General features: G+C 55.1%; 19 protein-coding genes. 4 read left to right on the top strand and 15 right to left on the bottom strand.

Going from position 1 to position 20,068, the window contains the following annotated elements:
* Positions 1-358: 358 nt before the first annotated feature.
* From hemG to pepQ, 4 genes are read right to left on the bottom strand one after another with little or no spacing between them, the layout of a single operon-like run.
* Positions 359-901, bottom strand: coding sequence for a menaquinone-dependent protoporphyrinogen IX dehydrogenase (gene hemG / locus JBO43_RS22330; RefSeq protein WP_095283847.1), 543 nt, complete (start codon positions 899-901; stop codon positions 359-361).
* A gap of 11 nt (positions 902-912) precedes the next feature.
* Positions 913-2,364, bottom strand: coding sequence for a Trk system potassium transporter TrkH (trkH, locus tag JBO43_RS22325; RefSeq protein WP_202675129.1), 1,452 nt, complete (start codon positions 2,362-2,364; stop codon positions 913-915).
* Positions 2,365-2,401: 37 nt separating this feature from the next.
* A complete protein-coding gene (locus JBO43_RS22320) occupies positions 2,402-3,016 on the bottom strand; it encodes an IMPACT family protein (protein WP_095283849.1) in 615 nt (204 codons plus the stop codon).
* Complete coding sequence (pepQ, locus tag JBO43_RS22315; protein WP_095283850.1) at positions 3,016-4,347, bottom strand: Xaa-Pro dipeptidase; 1,332 nt, start codon at positions 4,345-4,347, stop codon at positions 3,016-3,018. Before pepQ ends, JBO43_RS22320 begins: the two co-directional genes overlap by 1 nt.
* A gap of 188 nt (positions 4,348-4,535) precedes the next feature.
* Between pepQ and fadB the strand changes: the two genes are divergently transcribed.
* Together fadB and fadA are read left to right on the top strand one after the other, a co-directional pair.
* Complete coding sequence (gene fadB, locus JBO43_RS22310) at positions 4,536-6,725, top strand: fatty acid oxidation complex subunit alpha FadB (protein ID WP_202675128.1); 2,190 nt, start codon at positions 4,536-4,538, stop codon at positions 6,723-6,725.
* A 9-nt stretch (positions 6,726-6,734) separates the two neighbouring features.
* The gene (gene fadA / locus JBO43_RS22305) at positions 6,735-7,898 is read left to right on the top strand and encodes an acetyl-CoA C-acyltransferase FadA (RefSeq protein WP_103947979.1); all 1,164 of its coding nucleotides are present in this window, start codon (positions 6,735-6,737) and stop codon (positions 7,896-7,898) included.
* Between the two features lie 191 nt (positions 7,899-8,089).
* On the opposite strand, the gene fre is transcribed toward fadA, so the two are convergent.
* Positions 8,090-8,791, bottom strand: a complete 702-nt coding sequence (fre, locus tag JBO43_RS22300; RefSeq protein WP_095283854.1) for an NAD(P)H-flavin reductase — start codon at positions 8,789-8,791, stop codon at positions 8,090-8,092.
* A 30-nt stretch (positions 8,792-8,821) separates the two neighbouring features.
* Positions 8,822-10,327 carry a 4-hydroxy-3-polyprenylbenzoate decarboxylase gene (gene ubiD / locus JBO43_RS22295; RefSeq protein ID WP_095283855.1) on the bottom strand — a complete coding sequence of 502 codons (1,506 nt, stop codon included), beginning with the start codon at positions 10,325-10,327 and terminating at the stop codon, positions 8,822-8,824.
* A gap of 170 nt (positions 10,328-10,497) precedes the next feature.
* Here ubiD and rfaH point away from each other — a divergent pair, with 170 nt between their 5' ends.
* On the top strand, positions 10,498-10,989 hold the full coding sequence (gene rfaH, locus JBO43_RS22290) for a transcription/translation regulatory transformer protein RfaH (RefSeq protein WP_095283856.1): 492 nt from the start codon (positions 10,498-10,500) through the stop codon (positions 10,987-10,989).
* On the opposite strand, the gene tatD is transcribed toward rfaH, so the two are convergent.
* The 9 genes from tatD to udp form a co-directional block, all read right to left on the bottom strand.
* Positions 10,986-11,768, bottom strand: coding sequence for a 3'-5' ssDNA/RNA exonuclease TatD (gene tatD / locus JBO43_RS22285; RefSeq protein WP_095283857.1), 783 nt, complete (start codon positions 11,766-11,768; stop codon positions 10,986-10,988). The two genes, rfaH and tatD, sit on opposite strands and share 4 nt — an antisense overlap.
* Positions 11,769-11,809: 41 nt before the next feature.
* Positions 11,810-12,580 (bottom strand): Sec-independent protein translocase subunit TatC, encoded by a 771-nt coding sequence (tatC, locus tag JBO43_RS22280; protein WP_095283858.1) that lies wholly within the window; start codon positions 12,578-12,580, stop codon positions 11,810-11,812.
* Between the two features lie 2 nt (positions 12,581-12,582).
* Entirely contained in the window at positions 12,583-13,122 is a 540-nt protein-coding gene (tatB, locus tag JBO43_RS22275; protein ID WP_095283859.1) for a Sec-independent protein translocase protein TatB, read from the bottom strand.
* Between the two features lie 3 nt (positions 13,123-13,125).
* The gene (gene tatA, locus JBO43_RS22270; RefSeq protein WP_095283860.1) at positions 13,126-13,386 is read right to left on the bottom strand and encodes a Sec-independent protein translocase subunit TatA; all 261 of its coding nucleotides are present in this window, start codon (positions 13,384-13,386) and stop codon (positions 13,126-13,128) included.
* Positions 13,387-13,462: 76 nt separating this feature from the next.
* Positions 13,463-15,103, bottom strand: coding sequence for a ubiquinone biosynthesis regulatory protein kinase UbiB (ubiB, locus tag JBO43_RS22265; RefSeq protein ID WP_095283861.1), 1,641 nt, complete (start codon positions 15,101-15,103; stop codon positions 13,463-13,465).
* On the bottom strand, positions 15,100-15,705 hold the full coding sequence (ubiJ, locus tag JBO43_RS22260; RefSeq protein ID WP_202675126.1) for a ubiquinone biosynthesis protein UbiJ: 606 nt from the start codon (positions 15,703-15,705) through the stop codon (positions 15,100-15,102). Before ubiJ ends, ubiB begins: the two co-directional genes overlap by 4 nt.
* 13 nt (positions 15,706-15,718) lie before the next feature.
* The gene (gene ubiE / locus JBO43_RS22255) at positions 15,719-16,474 is read right to left on the bottom strand and encodes a bifunctional demethylmenaquinone methyltransferase/2-methoxy-6-polyprenyl-1,4-benzoquinol methylase UbiE (RefSeq protein WP_095283863.1); all 756 of its coding nucleotides are present in this window, start codon (positions 16,472-16,474) and stop codon (positions 15,719-15,721) included.
* Positions 16,475-16,540: 66 nt separating this feature from the next.
* Entirely contained in the window at positions 16,541-17,998 is a 1,458-nt protein-coding gene (gene rmuC / locus JBO43_RS22250) for a DNA recombination protein RmuC (RefSeq protein WP_202675124.1), read from the bottom strand.
* 138 nt (positions 17,999-18,136) lie between these two features.
* The gene (gene udp, locus JBO43_RS22245; protein ID WP_095283865.1) at positions 18,137-18,898 is read right to left on the bottom strand and encodes a uridine phosphorylase; all 762 of its coding nucleotides are present in this window, start codon (positions 18,896-18,898) and stop codon (positions 18,137-18,139) included.
* Positions 18,899-19,149: 251 nt separating this feature from the next.
* Between udp and JBO43_RS22240 the strand changes: the two genes are divergently transcribed.
* Positions 19,150-19,956, top strand: coding sequence for a dienelactone hydrolase family protein (locus JBO43_RS22240; protein ID WP_202675123.1), 807 nt, complete (start codon positions 19,150-19,152; stop codon positions 19,954-19,956).
* Positions 19,957-20,068 lie beyond the last annotated feature (112 nt).

Here is a 20,068-nt window from a genome sequence, read left to right as displayed (position 1 = left end):
ACTTCGTAATGAATTACGTATGTTCACTCAGAGACTTTGGTATTCATTTAGCGTCTTGCGACGTTTAGAATCCATGTCACTTTGAGTGCCCACACAGATTGTCTGATAAATTGTTAAAGAGCAGTGCCGCTTCGTTTTTCTCAACGGCGCGGGGTGTGCATATTACGCCTCCCCGCTTCAGAGTCAAGCTTTATTTTCGCTTTTCTCTGTTGGTGTTCATCGCTGAACCCCGCTAACCCGGCGGCCTGTATGCCGTTGTTCCGTGTCAGTGGAGGCGCATTATAGGGAGTTCTTCGGCAGTGACAAGCATAAAATTCAAAAAAGTTATCGTTCGCTTATTTTTCAAACTTACCGTTGATTAAACATGCGAACTGCCCGTTAATTGCGCGATTTCTCGGGCAAAACTGGCCACCTGCGGCCAGTCGGTATAAACCACTTCTTTACGCGTGTCGGTTTCGCCGCCGGTCATCTTCATAATCAAGCGGATCATAAAGCGGTCATACCAGCTGTAGCGTGGATAACGCAGCGCCCCCGCAAAGACGGCGCACAGCTCTGGCTGCCACGGCGAGTTCAACAGGAACTTGCGCGTGTAGCTATTCGTCTGCGGCGTGCGCTTCTCTGCTTTACGGGCTACCAGGTTCACTGAGTAGAACGCACCCGGCAGAGTCATTAAGGTGTCGAGATGTTTTTTCACAAAGCGATCCAACGCCGGATGAAAATGGCCATAACGTATAGAAGCACCAATGACCACGCGATCGTAATCGGCCCACTGAATCTCTTCGGTCCGATTCAGATTCACCACATCGGCGTAAACGCCCTGCTCTTTCAATTCCGACGCCAGATAAGAGGCAATCTCACGCGTCTGACCGTCGCGCGTCGAGAATAAAATTAATGTCTTCACCAGATAAGTCCTTACTCGCGCCAGAATGTTGGGGTAAACAGCACCAGCAGCGTAAACACCTCAAGACGGCCAAACAGCATGTTGGCAATCAAGATCCATTTCGCAACCGGGTTCATACTGGCAAAGTTATCCGCCACCACGCCAAGCCCTGGCCCCAGGTTATTGAGCGTCGCCACGACAGAAGCAAACGCCGAGAAATCATCCACGCCGGTGGCAATAATCGCCAGCATGCTGATGATAAAGACCAGCGCGTAGGCAGAAAAGAAGCCCCACACCGCTTCGAGAATACGTTCCGGCAGCGCGCGGTTGCCAAGCTTAATGCTATACACCGCATTCGGGTGTACCAGACGTTTCAGCTCACGGTTACCCTGTTTGAACAGGAGCAGAATACGGATGACCTTCAGCCCCCCGCCCGTCGACCCCGCACAGCCGCCGATAAAAGCAGAACATAGAAGCAGGACCGGCAGGAACAGCGGCCAGCGGGCGATGCTGTCGGTGGTAAAGCCCGCAGTGGTTGCCATCGACACCACCTGGAAGAAGGCCTGGTTAACGGTGGTCACCGCCGAGCTGTAAACATCGTGGAACCACAGCACCAGGGTGCAGATGATCACCAGCGTCAGCTGGACACCGATAAACATTCTAAATTCCGGGTCACGCCAGTAAACCCTCAGGCTACGTCCACTTAATAAAGAGAAGTGCAGGCCGTAGTTACACCCGGAGATCAGCAGGAAGATAGCAATAATGGTGTTGATGGTCGGGCTGTCGAAGTAGCCGACGCTAGCGTCGTGAGTCGAGAACCCGCCAATCGCAATCGTCGAAAAGCTGTGTCCAATCGCATCGAAAGCAGGCATCCCGGCAAACCACAGGGCCAGCGCACAGGCGACGGTCAGTAATACGTAGATAAACCAGAGCGTTTTTGCCGTCTCCGCAATACGCGGGCGCATTTTGTTATCTTTCAGCGGCCCCGGCATTTCAGCGCGATAGAGCTGCATCCCCCCGACGCCCAGTATCGGCAGGATCGCGACGGCGAGGACGATGATCCCCATCCCGCCGAACCATTGCAGCATCTGGCGATAAAAGAGGATGGCGTGCGGCAACGAGTCCAGCCCCACCAGCGTGGTGGCGCCCGTCGTCGTCAGCCCGGAGAAGGATTCAAAAAACGCGTCGGTGACGGTCAGATTAGGCTGTTCCGCGAAGATAAACGGCAGCGCACCCACGCTACCCAGCACGGTCCAGAACAGCACCACAATCAGAAAGCCCTCGCGGGACTTCAGCTCGCCCTTCTCACGGCGGTTAGGCCACCAGAGAATCGAGCCAATCACCAGCGCGGCGAAGAAGGTCTGCGTGAACGCGCGCCCCGCACCGTCCCGATAGATAAGCGCTACCAGCCCTGGGAGGATCATCGTCCCGGAAAAAAGTATGACCAGCAGTCCAACGATTCGGGTTATGGCACGAAAATGCATCTGCCGTTCCTTTGGTATTCAAAAAGTAAGGAGGGGATTATTCTTCAATCGGCAGTAATTGCAACGCACCACGACTAAAATCAGCCAGTTTTGCTGAAAAAGCCGTCAGTTCCGCCTGAGGAAGCGCCACTCGTAATTGTACCGTCGCCTGGTAATCACTCTGCACAATCACGCCGTTAAATTGCTTAAGCAGCGTTTCGATGCCAGATAACTGAGCGTAATCACACAACAAAGTATATTCGGTCAGTGGCGTTTTGCGGACCGTCTTCAGCAGATTTAGCGCCTGCTGCACACCCCCGCCGTAGGCTTTGACCAGCCCACCGGTTCCTAACAGGATGCCGCCGTAGTAACGAACCACAACGGCAGTTATCTCTCCGACGCCACTTCCCATCAGTTGAGAGAGCATCGGTTTACCCGCCGTGCCTGCGGGTTCACCATCATCAGAAAAGCCAAGCTGCTGCGAATCATTCGGCGGACCAGCGACCCACGCCACGCAGTGGTGACGGGCGTCGGGATGCTCCGCGCGAATGGATTCAACGAATGCTTTCGCCGCCTCCACGCCGTCGGTATGGGCCAACAGCGTGATAAAGCGGCTCTTTTTGATCTCTTCAACGAAGATGACCGGCTCGGCCGGTATCAGCCAGCTATCCATCACGCCAGTTTCTGATCTCGCGTCATGTTCTCAATGCTGTTTTCGTGGATCACCACGTTATCTTCAATACGAATGCCACCGAACGGTTTCAGCGCTTCAATTTTCTGCCAGTTGAAGTGTTTGCTGAACTGACCGTCACGCCACGGCTGGAGCAGAGAATCGATGAAATAAATGCCCGGCTCGATGGTCAGCACCATACGCGGCTGCAGCACGCGAGTGCAGCGCAGATAAGGATATTTCGACGGTGCCGCCAAATGCGTACCGGTATCATCCTGCATAAAGCCAGCCACATCGTGAACCTGCAGGCCCAGCGGATGACCAATCCCGTGCGGCATAAATGGCCCAGTGAGATCGTTTTCCACCATCGCCTCTTCGCTCATGTCCGTCACAATCTGGTGCTTACGCAGCAGTTTGGCAATGCGCTGATGAAACTGAATGTGGTAATCGACGTAGCTGGTCCCCGCTTTCAGGGTGCCGATAAGTGCCAGCTGTTCGTCATTCACGTCTTTGATCAGATGCGCGAAATCGTTGTCCGCGTTTGCCGCCCAGGTACGGGTGAGGTCGGCCGCGTAGCCGTTGTACTCAGCGCCCGCATCCAGCAGGAAGCTACGCATCTCGGCCGGTGCGCGGTGATCCAGTTTGGTGTAGTGCAGCACGGATGCATGCTCGTTCAGCGCCACGATATTGCTGTACGGCACGTCGGTATCCCGATGGCCCGTCGCGGTCAGGTACGCCTGATTGATATCGAACTCGCTCATCCCGGACAGGAAGGCTTCATGAGCCGCTTGATGACCGTTCACCGCCGTTTTCTGCGCTTCACGCATGCAGGAAAGTTCATAGTCGGTCTTATATGAGCGGTAATAGTGCAGATAATCGATCACGCCTTTCGGGTTGATGTTATCCGCTGGAATCTCCAGCCCCAGAGCACGTTCCGGCACCGGACCGATATAGCCGATGTTGCCGCGCGCAGCGGGTAGCTGACTGCCGATCCCGTCGGCTTTTGGCAGGGCAATCACATCCACTTCTTCGGTCCAGAAGCTGGTCGGCAGCGGTTCCACGTTGTGCCAGTAATCAACCGGCAGATAGAACCACAGCTTCGGCTTGTTCACGCCATCCACCAGCAGCCAGCAGTTCGGAACCTGTGTTACCGGCACCCAGGCTTTGAACTGAGGATTGACCTTGAACGGGTATGGATGGTCGTCCAGGAAGACGTTGACCAGCTCGCCGGAGTGAATCAACAGCGCATCGAGTTTAAAGCGAGCCAGTACATCGCGGGTACGTTCCTGTAACGTAACAATATGATTTTTATAAAGTGAGGCCAGTGAGTCCATCATTCTTCCTTTCTTTATTGAGCTCAAGTCTTCGCATCTTAGCACACCTCGCTTTTACTGCGTGATTTCCACCGAGCGTGATCAATGCAGCAATTATTTAATGAGTGATTTGCATTTTATTAACATAAATTCCACACTCGACTTCATCTGGTATGACCAGATCCAATTGCTGGATTCAGGAGACTGACATGCTCTACAAAGGCGACACCCTGTACGTAGACTGGCTGGAAGATGGCATCGCCGAACTGGTGTTCGATGCCCCCGGCTCAGTCAACAAACTCGACACCGCGACGGTGGCCAGCCTCGGCCACGCGCTGGATGTCCTCGAAAAACAAGCTGATTTGAAAGGGCTGCTGCTGCGTTCTGAAAAAGCGGCCTTTATTGTCGGTGCCGATATCACCGAGTTCCTCTCTCTGTTCCAGGTACCGGAAGAACAGCTCAGCCAGTGGCTGCATTTTGCCAACAGCGTGTTTAATCGCCTGGAAGATCTTCCTGTCCCGACCATTTCTGCCGTCAACGGCTACGCGCTGGGTGGCGGCTGCGAATGCGTCCTGGCGACCGACTATCGTCTCGCCACGCCGGATCTGCGTATCGGTCTGCCGGAAACCAAACTGGGCATCATGCCGGGCTTCGGTGGTTCTGTGCGTATGCCACGTATGCTGGGCGCAGACAGCGCGCTGGAAATCATCGCTGCGGGTAAAGATGTGGGCGCGGAACAGGCGCTGAAAATCGGCCTGATCGACGGTGTGGTGAAGTCAGAAAAACTGCGCGACGGGGCCATCGCCATTTTACGTCAGGCGATCAAGGGCGATCTCGACTGGAAAGCCAAACGTCAGCCGAAGCTCGAGCCGCTGAAACTAAGCAAAATTGAAGCCACCATGAGCTTCACCATCGCCAAAGGCATGGTGATGCAGACGGCAGGCAAACACTATCCGGCACCGATTACCGCCGTGAAAACCATCGAAGCCGCCGCACGCTTTGGCCGCGAAGAAGCCCTGAAATTAGAAAATCAAAGCTTCGTTCCGCTGGCGCACACCAGCGAAGCGCGCGCGCTGGTCGGTATTTTCCTCAATGACCAGTTCGTAAAAGGCAAAGCCAAACAGCTCACCAAAAACGTTGAAACGCCAAAACACGCGGCGGTACTCGGCGCAGGCATTATGGGCGGCGGCATCGCCTACCAGTCTGCCTGGAAAGGCGTGCCGGTGGTGATGAAAGACATCAACGAGAAATCCCTGACGCTCGGCATGAACGAAGCGGCCAAACTGCTCAACAAACAGCTTGAGCGCGGAAAAATTGACGGCCTGAAACTGGCGGGCGTGATTGCGACGATTCAGCCGACGCTGGACTACACCGGTTTCGACCGCGTGGACGTGGTCGTTGAGGCCGTCGTCGAAAACCCGAAAGTGAAAAAAGCGGTCCTGGCCGAAACGGAAGAGAAAGTGCGCCCGGATACCGTTCTGGCGTCCAACACCTCGACCATTCCGATCGGCGAACTGGCAAGCGTGCTGCAACGCCCGGAAAACTTCTGCGGGATGCACTTCTTTAACCCGGTGCACCGTATGCCGCTGGTTGAAGTGATTCGTGGGGAAAAAACCTCCGATCAAACCATCGCCAAAGTGGTGGCGTGGGCCAGCAAAATGGGCAAAACCCCGATTGTGGTCAACGACTGTCCGGGCTTCTTCGTCAACCGCGTGCTGTTCCCGTACTTCGCCGGATTCAGCCAGCTGCTGCGCGACGGCGCGGACTTCCGCAAAGTCGATAAAGTGATGGAAAAAGTGTTCGGCTGGCCGATGGGCCCGGCGTACCTGCTGGATGTGGTCGGCATCGACACCGCCCACCACGCGCAGGCCGTGATGGCTGCCGGTTTCCCGCAGCGTATGCAGAAAGATTATCGTGACGCCATCGACGCACTGTTCGACGCCAATCGCTTTGGGCAGAAAAACGGTCTTGGCTTCTGGCGCTATAAAGAAGACAACAAAGGCAAGCCGAAGAAAGAAGACGATGCCGCCGTTGAAGGTCTGCTGGCTGACGTCAGCCAGGCCAAACGTGACTTCAGCGACGAAGAGATCATCGCCCGCATGATGATCCCAATGGTCAACGAAGTGGTGCGTTGCCTGGAAGAAGGCATTATCGCAAGCCCGGCAGAAGCGGATATGGCGCTGGTCTACGGCCTCGGTTTCCCTCCGTTCCACGGCGGCGCGTTCCGCTGGCTGGATACGCTCGGCAGCGCGAAGTATCTCGACATGGCGCAGCAATACCAGCATCTCGGAGCGCTGTATGAAGTGCCGGAAGGCCTGCGGAACAAAGCACGCCATAACGAACCGTACTATCCCCCAGTTGCGCCTGCCCGTCCGGTTGGCGAGCTGAAAACGGCTTAAGGAGTCACAATGGAACAGGTTGTCATTGTCGATGCAATTCGCACCCCGATGGGCCGTTCAAAGGGCGGCGCATTCCGCAACGTGCGCGCGGAGGATCTCTCCGCGCACCTGATGCGTAGCCTGCTGGCGCGTAATCCCGCGCTGGAAGCGGCGGCGTTAGACGATATTTACTGGGGCTGCGTGCAGCAAACCCTCGAGCAGGGTTTTAACATCGCCCGTAACGCCTCACTGCTGGCAGAAATCCCACACTCCGTTCCGGCGGTCACCGTCAACCGCCTGTGCGGTTCGTCGATGCAGGCGCTGCACGATGCGGCCCGCATGATCATGACCGGCGATGCGCAGGTGTGCATGGTCGGTGGCGTGGAACACATGGGCCATGTGCCGATGAGCCACGGCGTCGATTTCCACCCCGGCATGAGCCGTAACGTGGCGAAAGCCGCCGGTATGATGGGGCTGACGGCCGAGATGCTCTCACGCATGCACGGTATCAGCCGCGAAATGCAGGACGCCTTTGCCGCGCGTTCCCACGCTCGCGCCTGGGCTGCGACGCAATCCGGTGCGTTTAAAAATGAGATCCTCCCGACCGGCGGCCACGACGCAGACGGCGTGCTGAAACAGTTCTTCTACGACGAAGTCATTCGCCCGGAAACCACCGTTGAAGCGTTGTCCACTCTGCGCCCGGCGTTTGACCCGGTGACTGGCACGGTGACGGCAGGGACATCTTCTGCCCTTTCCGACGGTGCGGCGGCGATGCTGGTGATGAGCGAAAGCCGCGCCCGCGAGTTAGGTTTAGCCCCGCGCGCTCGTATACGTTCAATGGCGGTTGTCGGATGTGACCCGTCTATCATGGGTTATGGCCCGGTTCCGGCGTCAAAACTGGCGCTGAAAAAAGCCGGGCTAACGACCAGCGATATCGACCTGTTTGAGATGAACGAAGCGTTCGCCGCGCAGATCCTGCCGTGCATTAAGGATCTGGGGCTGATGGAGCAGATCGACGAGAAGATCAACCTCAACGGCGGCGCGATCGCCCTGGGTCACCCGCTGGGTTGTTCGGGTGCGCGTATCAGCACCACACTGATTAACCTGATGGAACGCAAAGACGCCCAGTTTGGTCTGGCGACGATGTGCATCGGGTTGGGTCAGGGGATCGCAACCGTGTTTGAGCGAGTGTGAGCAAGATAACGTAGGCCCGATAAGCGAAGCGCTATCGGGCAACAAGCCGGGGGCGCTGCGCTTGCCCGGCCTACAATCATTTAGTCTCAGAGAGTTTAGTTGCCGTTTTTCCCGCCTGTCAGGGGCGGGTTTTTTATTGGTTCCCTCGCCCCTTTGGGGAGAGGGTTAGGGTGAGGGGCAAAGGCCGCGCCTTAGATAAACGCAAACGCATCGCCGAACAGGCGGTCTTCACGCGCATTACGCTCATGACAGAATAGATCGCGGGCAATCTTCGCCATTTCAAAACGACCGGCAATATAGATATCGTGTCCGGCCAGCGTACCGTGATCCTGCAATACCGCCGTCAGCACCGTTCCTGAACGTCCACGCCATCCCTCTTCCGGCTGCTCCACCACTGGCTCAACGCGCAGATTCGGGTGCGTCACGCTCAGTGATTCCAGCTCGGACAGATCGTAGAGATGTTTCTCTTCGCGGCCACCCCAGTAGATAGTGATATCGCGATTTGGATTTTGCGAAAGCGCGGTCAGCAGAATCGAACGCACGTAGGAGAAGCCCGTGCCACCAGCGATCAGGATCAGTGGACGGTCTTCGTCTTCGCGGAGCCAGGCTTCGCCGTGCGGAATATCCACGTCGATTTCACGCTCTTTCAGGATGCGGTCCATCACCGCCATGGCATACAAATTAAGCTCTGACGCACCGATATGCAGCTCAATAAATTCCTGCTCAGCTGGCGTAGACGCCATAGAGAAAGGGCGCTTATCACGTTCATCCATCACCACCATCAAATATTGGCCCGCGCGGAATGAAAACGCCGCCTCCGGAACCAAACGGACGCGATATACGGTGTCGGTGATAGCATCTACCGAGGTCACTTTACAGCTTAAGGTTGTCATTCGCTCTCTCTGTCGGGAAGTCTATAGGGCTTAACGGTCAGTCTCTGGCTTACCGTCATTCAATATGGCCAACTCGTCCCATATCGCGTCAATTCGCGCGGTCACTTCAGGATCTTTTTTAATCGGGCGACCCCATTCACGCTCGGTTTCGCCGGGCCATTTATTGGTGGCATCCAGTCCCATTTTTGAACCAAGCCCAGAAACCGGCGAGGCAAAATCCAGATAATCAATCGGTGTGTTTTCCACTAACACCGTGTCGCGCGCCGGGTCCATCCGCGTGGTGATGGCCCAGATAACGTCATTCCAGTCGCGGGCATTGACGTCGTCATCGCAGACAATAACAAATTTGGTATACATAAACTGGCGCAGGAATGACCAAACGCCCATCATCACGCGCTTGGCGTGACCTGCGTACTGTTTCTTGATTGTCACCACCGCCAGGCGATAGGAGCACCCTTCCGGCGGCAGATAGAAATCGACAATTTCCGGGAACTGCTTTTGCAGAATCGGTACAAACACTTCGTTCAGCGCGACGCCTAATACCGCAGGTTCATCTGGCGGACGGCCAGTATAGGTCGAGTGATAAATCGCATCGTCACGCTGGGTAATATGCGTCACGGTAAACACCGGGAAACTATCCACTTCATTGTAGTATCCCGTGTGGTCGCCATAAGGCCCTTCGGGTGCCAGCTCGCCCTGTTCGATGTAGCCTTCGAGCACGATTTCCGCGCTGGCCGGCACTTCGAGGTCGTTGGAAATACACTTCACCACTTCGGTTTTGGTGCCGCGCAGCAGGCCCGCGAAAGCGTATTCCGAAAGGGTATCAGGAACCGGCGTCACCGCGCCGAGAATGGTCGCCGGATCGGCACCGAGCGCCACCGAAACCGGGAAACGCTCGCCCGGATGCGCCGCGCACCACTCCTGGAAATCAAGCGCGCCGCCGCGATGCGACAGCCAGCGCATGATCAATTTGTTTTTGCCAATTAACTGCTGGCGATAAATACCGAGATTCTGGCGCTCTTTGTGTGGACCACGGGTGACGGTCAAACCCCAGGTGATCAGCGGCGCGGCATCTTCCGGCCAGCACTGCATAATCGGGATTTGCGTCAGATCGACGGCGTCACCTTCGAGGATTTTCTGCTGGCACGGCGCACCGCGCAGGCGTTTGGTCGGCATGTTCAGCACCTGCTTAAACTGCGGCAGTTTGTCGAACAGGTCGCGGAAGCCTTTCGGCGGCTCAGGTTCTTTCAGGAAAGCCAGCAGTTTACCGACTTCGCGCAGGGCACTGACATCTTCCTGCCCCATGCCCATCGCCACACGCTTTGGCGTGCCGAACAGGTTGCAGAGCACCGGCATGGTGTAGCCTTTGGGATTTTCAAACAGCAGCGCGGGGCCACCGGCACGCAGGGTGCGGTCGGCGATTTCTGTCATTTCCAGATAAGGATCAACAGGGTGCTTAATGCGTTTGAGTTCGCCCTGCTTTTCAAGCAGCGCCAGGAAGTCGCGTAGATCGTGGTATTTCATGCAGTTAGTCATGGCCTCTCGGTAAGCGCTTCATTATACGGCGTTCGTCATCATGACGCTGTAATTTTGTTAAATAAGCGTGAAGTTCTGCCTCAACTTCCCCTTTCGGCCATTATAATCACCTTAGCGATCCCGACGGGGTTTTGATATGCTTGCGCCGCGAACAAAGGGAAAGAGTGATTATGCAAGCCTGGTATTTATTGTATTGCAAACGTGGACAGATTCAGCGTGCGCAAGAACATCTTGAGCGTCAGGCAGTGAATTGTCTGATGCCCGTTATTACGCTCGAAAAATTGCTGCGCGGCAAGCGTACGACGGTCAGTGAACCGCTGTTCCCCAACTATCTTTTCGTCGAATTCGACCCGGAAGTGATCCACACCACCACCATCAACGCCACCCGTGGTGTCAGCCACTTCGTGCGCTTTGGTTCACAACCCGCTACCGTGCCTTCTACCGTGATCCACCAGCTTTCGGTCTATCAACAGCCGGAAGATATCACCGATCCTGATACGCCCTTCCCCGGCGATAACGTGGTTATCACCGAAGGCGCATTCGAAGGATTCCAGGCGATTTTTGCGGAGCCAGACGGCGAAGCGCGTTCTATGCTGCTGCTGAATTTTCTCAATAAGCAGGTCCGTCAGAGCGTCAAAAACACTGAATTCCGCAAAGTTTAAAACGTTACGCCAAACAAACGACGCACGTTGTCATCCGTCTGCGCGTCCAGCCAGGCCAGTTCCTCACCCCGCCAGTGCGCAATCCGCTCAAGGATATGGCCCAGATAAGCCGGTTCATTGCGCCGCGACGCGGGTTTGGGGCGCATATCGCGCGGCAGAAGATACGGCGCATCCGTTTCGACCAGCAGCCGATCGGCAGGAATGACCGGCAACAGCTCGCGCAGTTCCAGCCCACGACGCTCGTCGCACACCCAGCCGGTAATGCCCAGATACAACCCACGATCCAGACAATCCATAGCCTCCTGACGGGAGCCGGTAAAACAGTGCAGGACTGCGCCAGGGAGTTTATCCAGCCAGGGTTCCAGCAGCGCCAGAAAGCGTTCATGGGCATCGCGACAGTGCATAAACACCGGCATCCCGAGTTCTGCTGCCAGCGCCAGCTGTGCGGTGAAGGCCCGTTCCTGCTCCGCTGGGGTAGAAAAATTGCGATTGAAATCGAGGCCACATTCGCCGATTGCCACCACTTCTGGCGTATTCGCCAGCGCATACAACAACTCGGCGCTTTCATCGGTCCAGTGACTGCTGTCATGAGGATGCACGCCTGCGGTGGACCAGCAGCGATCAATACTTTGAGCCAACTGCTGTGCGTGCTGACTTTCCTCAAGATTAGTGCCCGTCAGCAGCAGTCCTTTGACGCCAGCAGAAAACGCGCGCGCCACGACTTCATCGCGGTCTTTCGCAAACTGCGGGCTGGTCAGATTCAGTCCAATATCAAACATGCTATCTCCCATATAACAACCGCCCTGTCGGGCGGCTGGTTTTACTCTTCTGTCGGCTTCTCAGCCTCATCTTCTTCGTCATCCGGTGCGCGTCGTTTACCCACATAGAATCGCGAGAAGAATACGCCAACTTCAAACAGGCAATACATTGGTATCGCCAGCAGTGTTTGCGAGAAGACATCCGGTGGCGTCAGCAGCATACCCACGACAAACGCACCGACCAGCATATACGGGCGCTTCTTACGCAGATCGTCCGGCGTGGTCACGCCCATCCAGCACAGCAAGACGATGGCGACCGGTACTTCGAAGGCCACGCCAAACGCCATGAATAACGCCATCACAAAGCTGAGATAGCTGGCGATGTCCGTCGATACCTGAACCCCTTCCGGCGCGGTATGCGTCAGGAAGCCAAAGGCCAGCGGGAAGACGACGAAATACGCAAACGCCATGCCGATGTAAAACAGCAGCGAACTGGAAACCAGCAGTGGGATAACCAGCTTGCGTTCGTGTTTGTACAGCGCTGGTGCGACAAACGCCCACACCTGGTACAGAATCACGGGTGCGGAGGCAATCAGCGAAACCCAGAACGTCAGCTTGATCGGCGTAAAGAATGGAGACGCCACGTCGGTGGCAATCATGGTGGCGCCCAGCGGCATTTGCTTGATCAACGGCGCGGAGACAATCTGGTAGATGTCGTTGGCGAAATAGACCAGACAAATGAAGATCAGAAAAACAGCAATAATGCTGTTTAACAGGCGCTTACGCAGCTCTATGAGATGCGTAATGAGTGGTTGAGTATCATCTACTGCCATGTTTACGCTTTATCACTCGACGAAGGGGCGGATTCAGGAACGGGTGCGGCGGCTTTAACTTCTGCTGCCTTTGGTTTAACCCCAGGCTCTTGCGCTGACATGGATTCTTGTTCAACAGGTGCTTGCGCCGGTGCGCTGGCTTGATGCTCGGCATCGGCAGGCGTCACACCTTCATGCTGCGCTTCGTTATCCTTCACTAACGGATTACGAATGGTGTTGGCTTCATCGCTCGCTTTTTCAGGATCGTTGACACTGTATGAGCGCTTCATGGACTCTGCGGCTTCACGCAATTCATCCATCGAGGCTTTCAGTTCCGGCGACAGGTTATCCATGCTCGCCTTCTCAACCTTTTTCAGGCTGTCCTGAAACTCCTGAAGCTTGAGTTCCTGCGCCAGTTCATTTTGTACCGTCGTGGCCAGCGAACGCAGCGCGCGCACCCAGCCCGCAACAGTTTTTACTGCCACGGGTAAACGCTGCGGGCCTAATACGATCAGGCCAATCACGAATACCAGCAGCAGTTCACCAAAACCAATATCAAACACGACTTACACCTGCTCTTTATCGTGGCGTTTAGCGTCTTCCTTTTTGGCTTCGTCTTGTTTATCAGCGAGAGATTTAGCCGTGAAATCCGCATCCTGGCTGGATTTTTCCTGCTTGTCTTTATCTTCATCATCGCTGATGGCTTTCTTGAAGCCTTTGATGGACGCGCCAAGGTCGGAACCGATAGAACCGAGCTTTTTAGTGCCAAACAGCAGCACGACGATGACGGCAATGATTAACAATTGCCAGATACTGATACCACCCATACTACATCCTCGATAGATGATGATTAATTAATCAGGTTGCATTATACGTATGCAACCCGGCGATAGCGACGCAAATTCAGCGCGTTTTTCTCCAGCCAATCAGCCAGACCACAAGGCCTCCGGCCATCACCCAGGCGGGCATCATCTCCCAGTCCGGGCGATTAATCAGCAACAGTGTGCCACTGAGCAACAGCGTTGCACCTATCCCAAAGAGATAGCGAGATTGTCCCTGACGTACGCGGTTGGACTGAAGCTCGCGGGCGATTTTATCCATGCTGTGCTGAAGGTTCTTGCTCTGACGCAAAGTGTCGTAAACCAGTTCAGGAATCTCCGGCATTTTTTCGATCCAGAACGGCGCTTTCTCTTTGAAAGCGCGCACCAGCGAAGGAATACCGACCTGATCCTTGATCCACGACTCCAGGAAAGGTTTCGCTGTCTTCCATAAGTCTAACTGAGGATAGAGCTGGCGGCCTACGCCCTCAACGTAAAGTAGTGTTTTCTGGAGTAAAACTAACTGCGGCTGCACTTCCATATTGAAGCGTCGCGCGGTATTAAACAGATTCAACAGCACGTGACCAAACGAGATTTCCGACAGCGGCTTTTCAAAAATCGGCTCGCAGACGGTGCGGATCGCAAACTCAAACTCTTCGACGTTGGTATCCGGTGGGACCCAGCCAGAGTCGACGTGCAACTCAGCCACCTTGCGGTAATCGCGGTTAAAGAAGGCGATAAAGTTCTCTGCCAGGTAGCGTTTATCTTCTTTGTTGAGAGAGCCGACAATCCCGCAGTCGATGCCGATATACTTCGGATCTTCCGGGTGCTCGTAACTCACGAAGATGTTACCTGGATGCATATCAGCGTGGAAGAAACTGTCGCGGAACACCTGGGTGAAAAATACCTGCACCCCGCGTTCAGCCAGCAGTTTCATGTTGGTACCCTGCTTTTCCAACGCCACCACATCCGAAACGGGAATACCGTAGATGCGCTCCATGACCATCATGTTCTGACTGCAGTAGTCGGAATAGACTTCCGGTACGTACAGCATCGGGCTGTTTTCAAAGTTACGGCGCAGCTGGATGGCGTTGGCTGATTCGCGCAGTAAATTCAACTCGTCGATCAGCGTTTTTTCATACTCGCGGACCACTTCCATTGGACGCAGACGACGGCCATCCGGCAGCAAACGGGGAACCCAGCGCGCCAGACGGTAAATCAGCTTCATGTCCGCTTTGATAACCGGCAGGATATCCGGGCGGATCACCTTGATGACGATCTCTTTGCCGTTCTCTTTCAGCCGTGCGGTGTGTACCTGAGCAATGGATGCAGAGGCCAGCGGGGTGATTTCGAAATCATCAAACCAGGTTTCAACCGGAATGTTCCCCATCGCCTCTTCGATTTGCTGTTTGGCTCGCGCACCGTCGAAGGGTGCCACGCGGTCCTGTAACAACGCCAGCTGATCGGCAATTTGCGGTGGGAAGAGATCGCGGCGGGTCGAGAGCATCTGCCCGAATTTAATCCAGACCGGACCAAGCTCCTGCAACGCCAGGCGTAAACGCTCGCCCAGCGGCTGGTCTTTATGACGATTTGGCATCCAGAACAACATACGCCGACCGATTCGCAGCGGTAGCGTAATACGCATTTTGGGGATAAGCTCGTCGAGCCCGTAACTCAAAAAGGTGCGAACGATAAAGTAGAGGCGCCGAATTTCACCAGGCGTCATTTGCCCTCCAGTTTTTCCAGGCGTTGGGTAAACGCGTCAACAGCACGTTCAACGGCAGCAGACTCTTCCGCAAACCACGCCATCTCCAGTGGACCGGGCGCCATGCGCCACTCTTCGGTTAGCACTTCGGCAACGTATCGTTGCTGACGTTGCATCCCTTTACTTAAAAACGACGAGCCACCGCGAATAAACTTACCGATGCCTTCAGCCACAATGTCGCCAGTGTAAGGAGCTAACAACTCCGCCGGATCAAACTCGGCCAGATCGGCCAGAGCAACGAAGTTTTGTACCACCTGAAGATCGCCTTCAACTTCCAGCTCGCCGCTGCGAATCAGCGCCGTCAATTGCTGGCGGTCGCGCAGTTTTGGCAGCACGTTCATGTGTGTGATGACAGAACAGTCGGCCTCGCCTTCCCACTCTCCCAACACATCAAGCTGGCGCTCACTGAAGACCAACACCAGCGGCGTCGAGAACTCTTTTAAGACGACACGCAGCACCTTCCCGTTCAGTCGCTGACGCGCCGTTTTCAGCGCCGGCGAGCGATAAAGAAAGGTGTTCAGGACATTCTCGATGCCTGCGCTGATTAACGGTTTAAAAGGCATGATTTGCCTCCACTCAGAACTTGTAGCCGCGATGCAGCGCGACAACACCCGCCGTCAGGTTGAAGTACTCAACGTTTTCAAACTCGGCATCCTGCATCATGGCTTTTAATGTTTCCTGATCCGGGTGCATACGGATAGATTCCGCCAGATAGCGATAGCTTTCTGCGTCGTTAGCCACCATCTCACCAATACGCGGCAAGATGTGGAACGAGTAGGCGTCATACGCTTTACTCAGCGGTTCAATAATCGGTTTGGAAAATTCCAGCACCAGCAGACGTCCACCCGGCTTCAGCACGCGGTACATGGAGCGCAGCGCTTTCTCTTTTTCGGTGACATTGCGCAGGCCAAAAGAGATGGTGATGCAATCGAAGGTGTTATCCGGGAACGGCAGGGCTTCTGCGTTAGCCTGGACATATTCAACGTTACCGACAACGCCGATGTTGCGCAGCTTTTCGCGCCCCATTTTCAGCATTGAATCGTTGATATCAGCCAGCACTACGCGACCTGTTTCACCGACCATACGGGAGAACTTGGCGGTCAAATCGCCGGTACCCCCAGCAAGATCCAGAACGGTTTGACCACGGCGAACACCGCTACAGTCGATAGTAAAACGCTTCCACAAGCGATGAATGCCGAATGACATCAGGTCATTCATGACATCGTACTTTGACGCCACAGAATGGAATACGTGGGCCACCATGTCAGCTTTCTGCTCTTTGGCGACAGTCTGGAAGCCAAAGTGCGTTGTTTCTTGTGAATCTTCAACCATCTCAGTGCCTGCTAATCAGTCAAATGTGCGTGAAGTGTATCAGATTGGACGCGTTTGCCCTACGATTCAACCACCCTGGAAGAATCGCTCTGACTGCGTTTCGGACGACGTTTGCGCCACTAAATCATTGTCGCTACTGCGTATATTTTGCTCACTATCCGCACCGCGCAGACGGTATTCCTCATCCTGCGCAACGGCTTGTTCGGCCAATTCCGGATTAATCTCGCGCTTCACCTCCACGCCCAGCGTGCGGAATGCCTCGGCCTGGGAGAGTAAATTGCCGCGTCCGGATGAGAGTTTTTTCATCGCCTGACGGTAGTTATCCTGCGCGCGATCCAGGCTTTGCCCTACGGATGTCATATCGTCGACAAACAGGCGCATTTTGTCATACAGCTTGCTGGCACGATCGGCGATCTGCTGCGCGTTGCGGCTCTGATGTTCGTAACGCCACAGGTTAGCTATGGTACGCAACGCCACCAGCAGCGTGGTTGGACTCACTAGCATAATGTTGTTTTTCAGCGCTTCAGTGATCAGCTCCGGCTGCCTGTCGAGCGCCAGTAAAAACGCCGGCTCGACGGGGATAAACATCAGCACATAGTCCAGCGAACGCAGGCCGGGAAGCTGCTGGTAATCCTTACGGCCCAACAGGCGGATATGGTTTCGCACGGAAGCGATGTGTTCCTGCAGCGCAGATTCGCGGGTGAAGTCGTCTTCGGCATTGAAGTAGCGCTCGTAGGCCACCAGCGTCATTTTGGCATCGATAACCACGTCTTTGCCCTGCGGCAAACGCACAATCACATCGGGCTGCATTCGCGAGCGGGTATCGGTCTCGATGCTGACCTGAGTTTCATATTCGTGGCCATCGCGCAGCCCGGAAGCCTCCAGTACACGAGTCAGCACGACTTCGCCCCAGTTGCCCTGAGTTTTGTTATCACCTTTGAGCGCGCGCGTCAGATTGACCGCCTCTTGCGCCATTTGCGCGTTTAGCTGTTGAAGATTACGGATCTCGTGCGCCAGCGTGTGGCGCTCACGCGCTTCCATGCCAAAGCTGTCCTGTACCTGTTTACGAAATCCGTCGAGCTGTTCACGCAGCGGCGTCAGCAGGCCATTCAGGCTTTGGCGGTTTTGTTCATCGACGCGGCGGTTACTGTGTTCGAAAATACGGTTGGCGAGGTTTTCGAACTGCTCGCTGAGGCGCTGTTCGCTGTTGATCATCTGGCGGATTTTATCCTCCGCATGCAGCTGAGTAGATTCCAGACGGGTGGTCACTTCGCGGAGATCGGCTTCGAGGGAGGTATTGATATCGCGCAGATTGCGCAATTCGTTGTTAAGCAACTCGCATTCATCGCGCCAGTGGTTGCTCTGAGCCAACTGCTGTTTCGTCGCGCTGAGCTCAGCCACCATCTCTTCACGATCGGCCAGTTGTTCGGCTTTGTGCTGCGCGTGTTGATAGCCGGAAATCAGCCAGCCAATGGCTAAGCCCGCCAGCGCTATCGCCGCATAAATGATGATTGAGATGTCCACTACGCCCCCTGCGTCAAACCGTTACCGCACAAAATATAATTGTGCTGTATAAACGTCCAGTTTGAAAGGGCTTTCCTGCGAGGCGTTACGCAAAAAGAAAAGGCCGAACGCGTCGGCCTTGAACAGAATGCAGTGCGATTAGATCAGGCGGCGAGCCGCTTCAACCACGATCTTCACCGCGTGGCTTTCTGTCTGCTTCATAGTTTCTGCGTTCGGGATCTCTTGCTGGGTACGGTTGACGATAACGCCCGCCACCATACCCGCACGTAGACCCTGGCTTGCGCACATGGTCAGCAGCGTTGCAGATTCCATTTCGTAGTTCATGACGCCCATCGACTGCCACTCTTCCATGGAGCCTTTGAAACGGCTGACCACGCGACCAGAGAAGGTGTCGTAACGCTCCTGGCCTGGGTAGAAGGTGTCAGAAGAGGCGGTCACGCCGATGTGGGTGGTCGCACCGATAGATTTAGCCGCTTCAACCAGCGCCGTCGTACATTCGAAGTCCGCAACCGCCGGGAATTCCATCGGCGCAAAGTGCAGGCTTGCCCCGTCCAGACGCACGGACGCAGTGGTCACCAGCACGTCACCGACGCTGATATGCGGCTGAATTGCACCGGTAGTACCGATACGCAGGAAAGTACGAATGCCCAGTTGCGCCAGCTCTTCCACGGCAATAGAGGTAGACGGGCCGCCGATACCGGTCGAGCACACGATAACCGCTTTGCCATCCAGCTCTGCACGCCAGGTGGTGAATTCACGATGCGCTGCCAGCTTAACCGGCTTATCCATCAGCGCGGCGATCTTTTCCACACGCTCAGGATCGCCAGGGACGATAGCCAGCGTAGCCCCTTGTAAATCGTTTTTAGTGAGGCCGAGATGAAAAACATCAGACTTAGACATAGGTGACTCCTCTGTGGGTCGGTGTGTCAGAAGAAGTAAAACGGTACTTTACAGAAGCACCAGGCTTAATTTCGTGACGCACCTCACCATGAATGAAAATGGTTGCAGTTAATTTCCATAAAATAGTGATTTACATCACATTAACAAGTTTTATCGTTCTTAGCTGCACAAAAGATAGCCCGTTTCGGGCACTGTGAGTTGTTAACTTGAGGTCTATATTTACTTTTGCGCTTACGGGTACGGAGAATACCATGACACAAAGGACCCATTTTGCACCTGCTGCAGCCCCTCTCGCCTCCACTATTGTCTCGACGTCAGAAGAAGCCATAACGTCTGGCGAAACCTCGATCCCGTCGCAGGGTGAGAACATGCCCGCCTACCACGCGCGCCCGAAACAGGCAGACGGTCCATTGCCGATCGTGATTGTGGTTCAGGAAATTTTTGGCGTTCATGAACATATTCGCGATATCTGTCGCCGACTGGCGCTGGAAGGTTATCTGGCCGTCGCACCGGAGCTCTATTTCCGTCAGGGCGACCCGAACGACTACAGCGATATTCCGACCCTTTTCAGCAATCTGGTCAGCAAAGTGCCGGATGCACAGGTCCTGGCCGATCTGGACCACGTGGCGAGCTGGGCGGCGCGTAACGGCGGCGATTCGCATCGTCTGTTGGTAACCGGTTTTTGCTGGGGCGGGCGTATCAGTTGGCTGTATGCCGCGCACAATCCGCAGCTTAAGGCTGCTGTGGCGTGGTATGGCAAACTGGTCGGTGAGAAAACGCTGAATTCGCCGAAACATCCGGTGGATATCGCCACCGATCTTAACGCGCCAGTCCTGGGCCTTTACGGCGGACAGGATACCGGGATCACGCTTGAGAGCGTAGAGACCATGCGTCAGGCGCTGCGTGCCGCCAATGCCAAAGCCGAGATCGTCGTTTATCCCGACGCGGGCCACGCCTTTAACGCTGATTATCGCCCGAGCTATCACCAAGAGTCCGCCAAAGATGGCTGGCAGAGAATGCTGGCGTGGTTCAGGCAGTATGGCGCGAAAAAGAGTTAAGTCGCTCACACATTGACGCAACACCCGCAGCGGTTGTTTGACTTTTCAACAGATTTTGGTCGATATAAAAGCACAGGCGTGTAACTACGATCCGTAGGCAAGACCTGAAGCC

Source organism: Lelliottia jeotgali (genome assembly GCF_016771845.1).
GTDB classification, from domain to species: Bacteria; Pseudomonadota; Gammaproteobacteria; order Enterobacterales; family Enterobacteriaceae; genus Enterobacter; species Enterobacter jeotgali.
The sequence above is the reverse complement of the archived record's forward strand: the minus strand, read 5'-3'. Positions and strand labels throughout refer to the sequence as shown.

What these genes read in the sequence shown, in the direction of transcription:
- JBO43_RS22240 (WP_202675123.1), top strand. Translation starts at nt 19,150, where the DNA reads ATGACACAAAGGACCCATTTTGCACCTGCTGCAGCCCCTCTCGCCTCC.
- rfaH (WP_095283856.1), top strand. Translation starts at nt 10,498, where the DNA reads ATGCAAGCCTGGTATTTATTGTATTGCAAACGTGGACAGATTCAGCGT.
- ubiB (WP_095283861.1), bottom strand. Translation starts at nt 15,103, where the DNA reads ATGACGCCTGGTGAAATTCGGCGCCTCTACTTTATCGTTCGCACCTTT.
- udp (WP_095283865.1), bottom strand. Translation starts at nt 18,898, where the DNA reads ATGTCTAAGTCTGATGTTTTTCATCTCGGCCTCACTAAAAACGATTTA.
- tatD (WP_095283857.1), bottom strand. Translation starts at nt 11,768, where the DNA reads ATGTTTGATATTGGACTGAATCTGACCAGCCCGCAGTTTGCGAAAGAC.
- ubiE (WP_095283863.1), bottom strand. Translation starts at nt 16,474, where the DNA reads ATGGTTGAAGATTCACAAGAAACAACGCACTTTGGCTTCCAGACTGTC.
- fadA (WP_103947979.1), top strand. Translation starts at nt 6,735, where the DNA reads ATGGAACAGGTTGTCATTGTCGATGCAATTCGCACCCCGATGGGCCGT.
- ubiJ (WP_202675126.1), bottom strand. Translation starts at nt 15,705, where the DNA reads ATGCCTTTTAAACCGTTAATCAGCGCAGGCATCGAGAATGTCCTGAAC.
- JBO43_RS22320 (WP_095283849.1), bottom strand. Translation starts at nt 3,016, where the DNA reads ATGGATAGCTGGCTGATACCGGCCGAGCCGGTCATCTTCGTTGAAGAG.
- trkH (WP_202675129.1), bottom strand. Translation starts at nt 2,364, where the DNA reads ATGCATTTTCGTGCCATAACCCGAATCGTTGGACTGCTGGTCATACTT.
- tatA (WP_095283860.1), bottom strand. Translation starts at nt 13,386, where the DNA reads ATGGGTGGTATCAGTATCTGGCAATTGTTAATCATTGCCGTCATCGTC.
- pepQ (WP_095283850.1), bottom strand. Translation starts at nt 4,347, where the DNA reads ATGGACTCACTGGCCTCACTTTATAAAAATCATATTGTTACGTTACAG.
- fadB (WP_202675128.1), top strand. Translation starts at nt 4,536, where the DNA reads ATGCTCTACAAAGGCGACACCCTGTACGTAGACTGGCTGGAAGATGGC.
- tatC (WP_095283858.1), bottom strand. Translation starts at nt 12,580, where the DNA reads ATGGCAGTAGATGATACTCAACCACTCATTACGCATCTCATAGAGCTG.
- fre (WP_095283854.1), bottom strand. Translation starts at nt 8,791, where the DNA reads ATGACAACCTTAAGCTGTAAAGTGACCTCGGTAGATGCTATCACCGAC.
- ubiD (WP_095283855.1), bottom strand. Translation starts at nt 10,327, where the DNA reads ATGACTAACTGCATGAAATACCACGATCTACGCGACTTCCTGGCGCTG.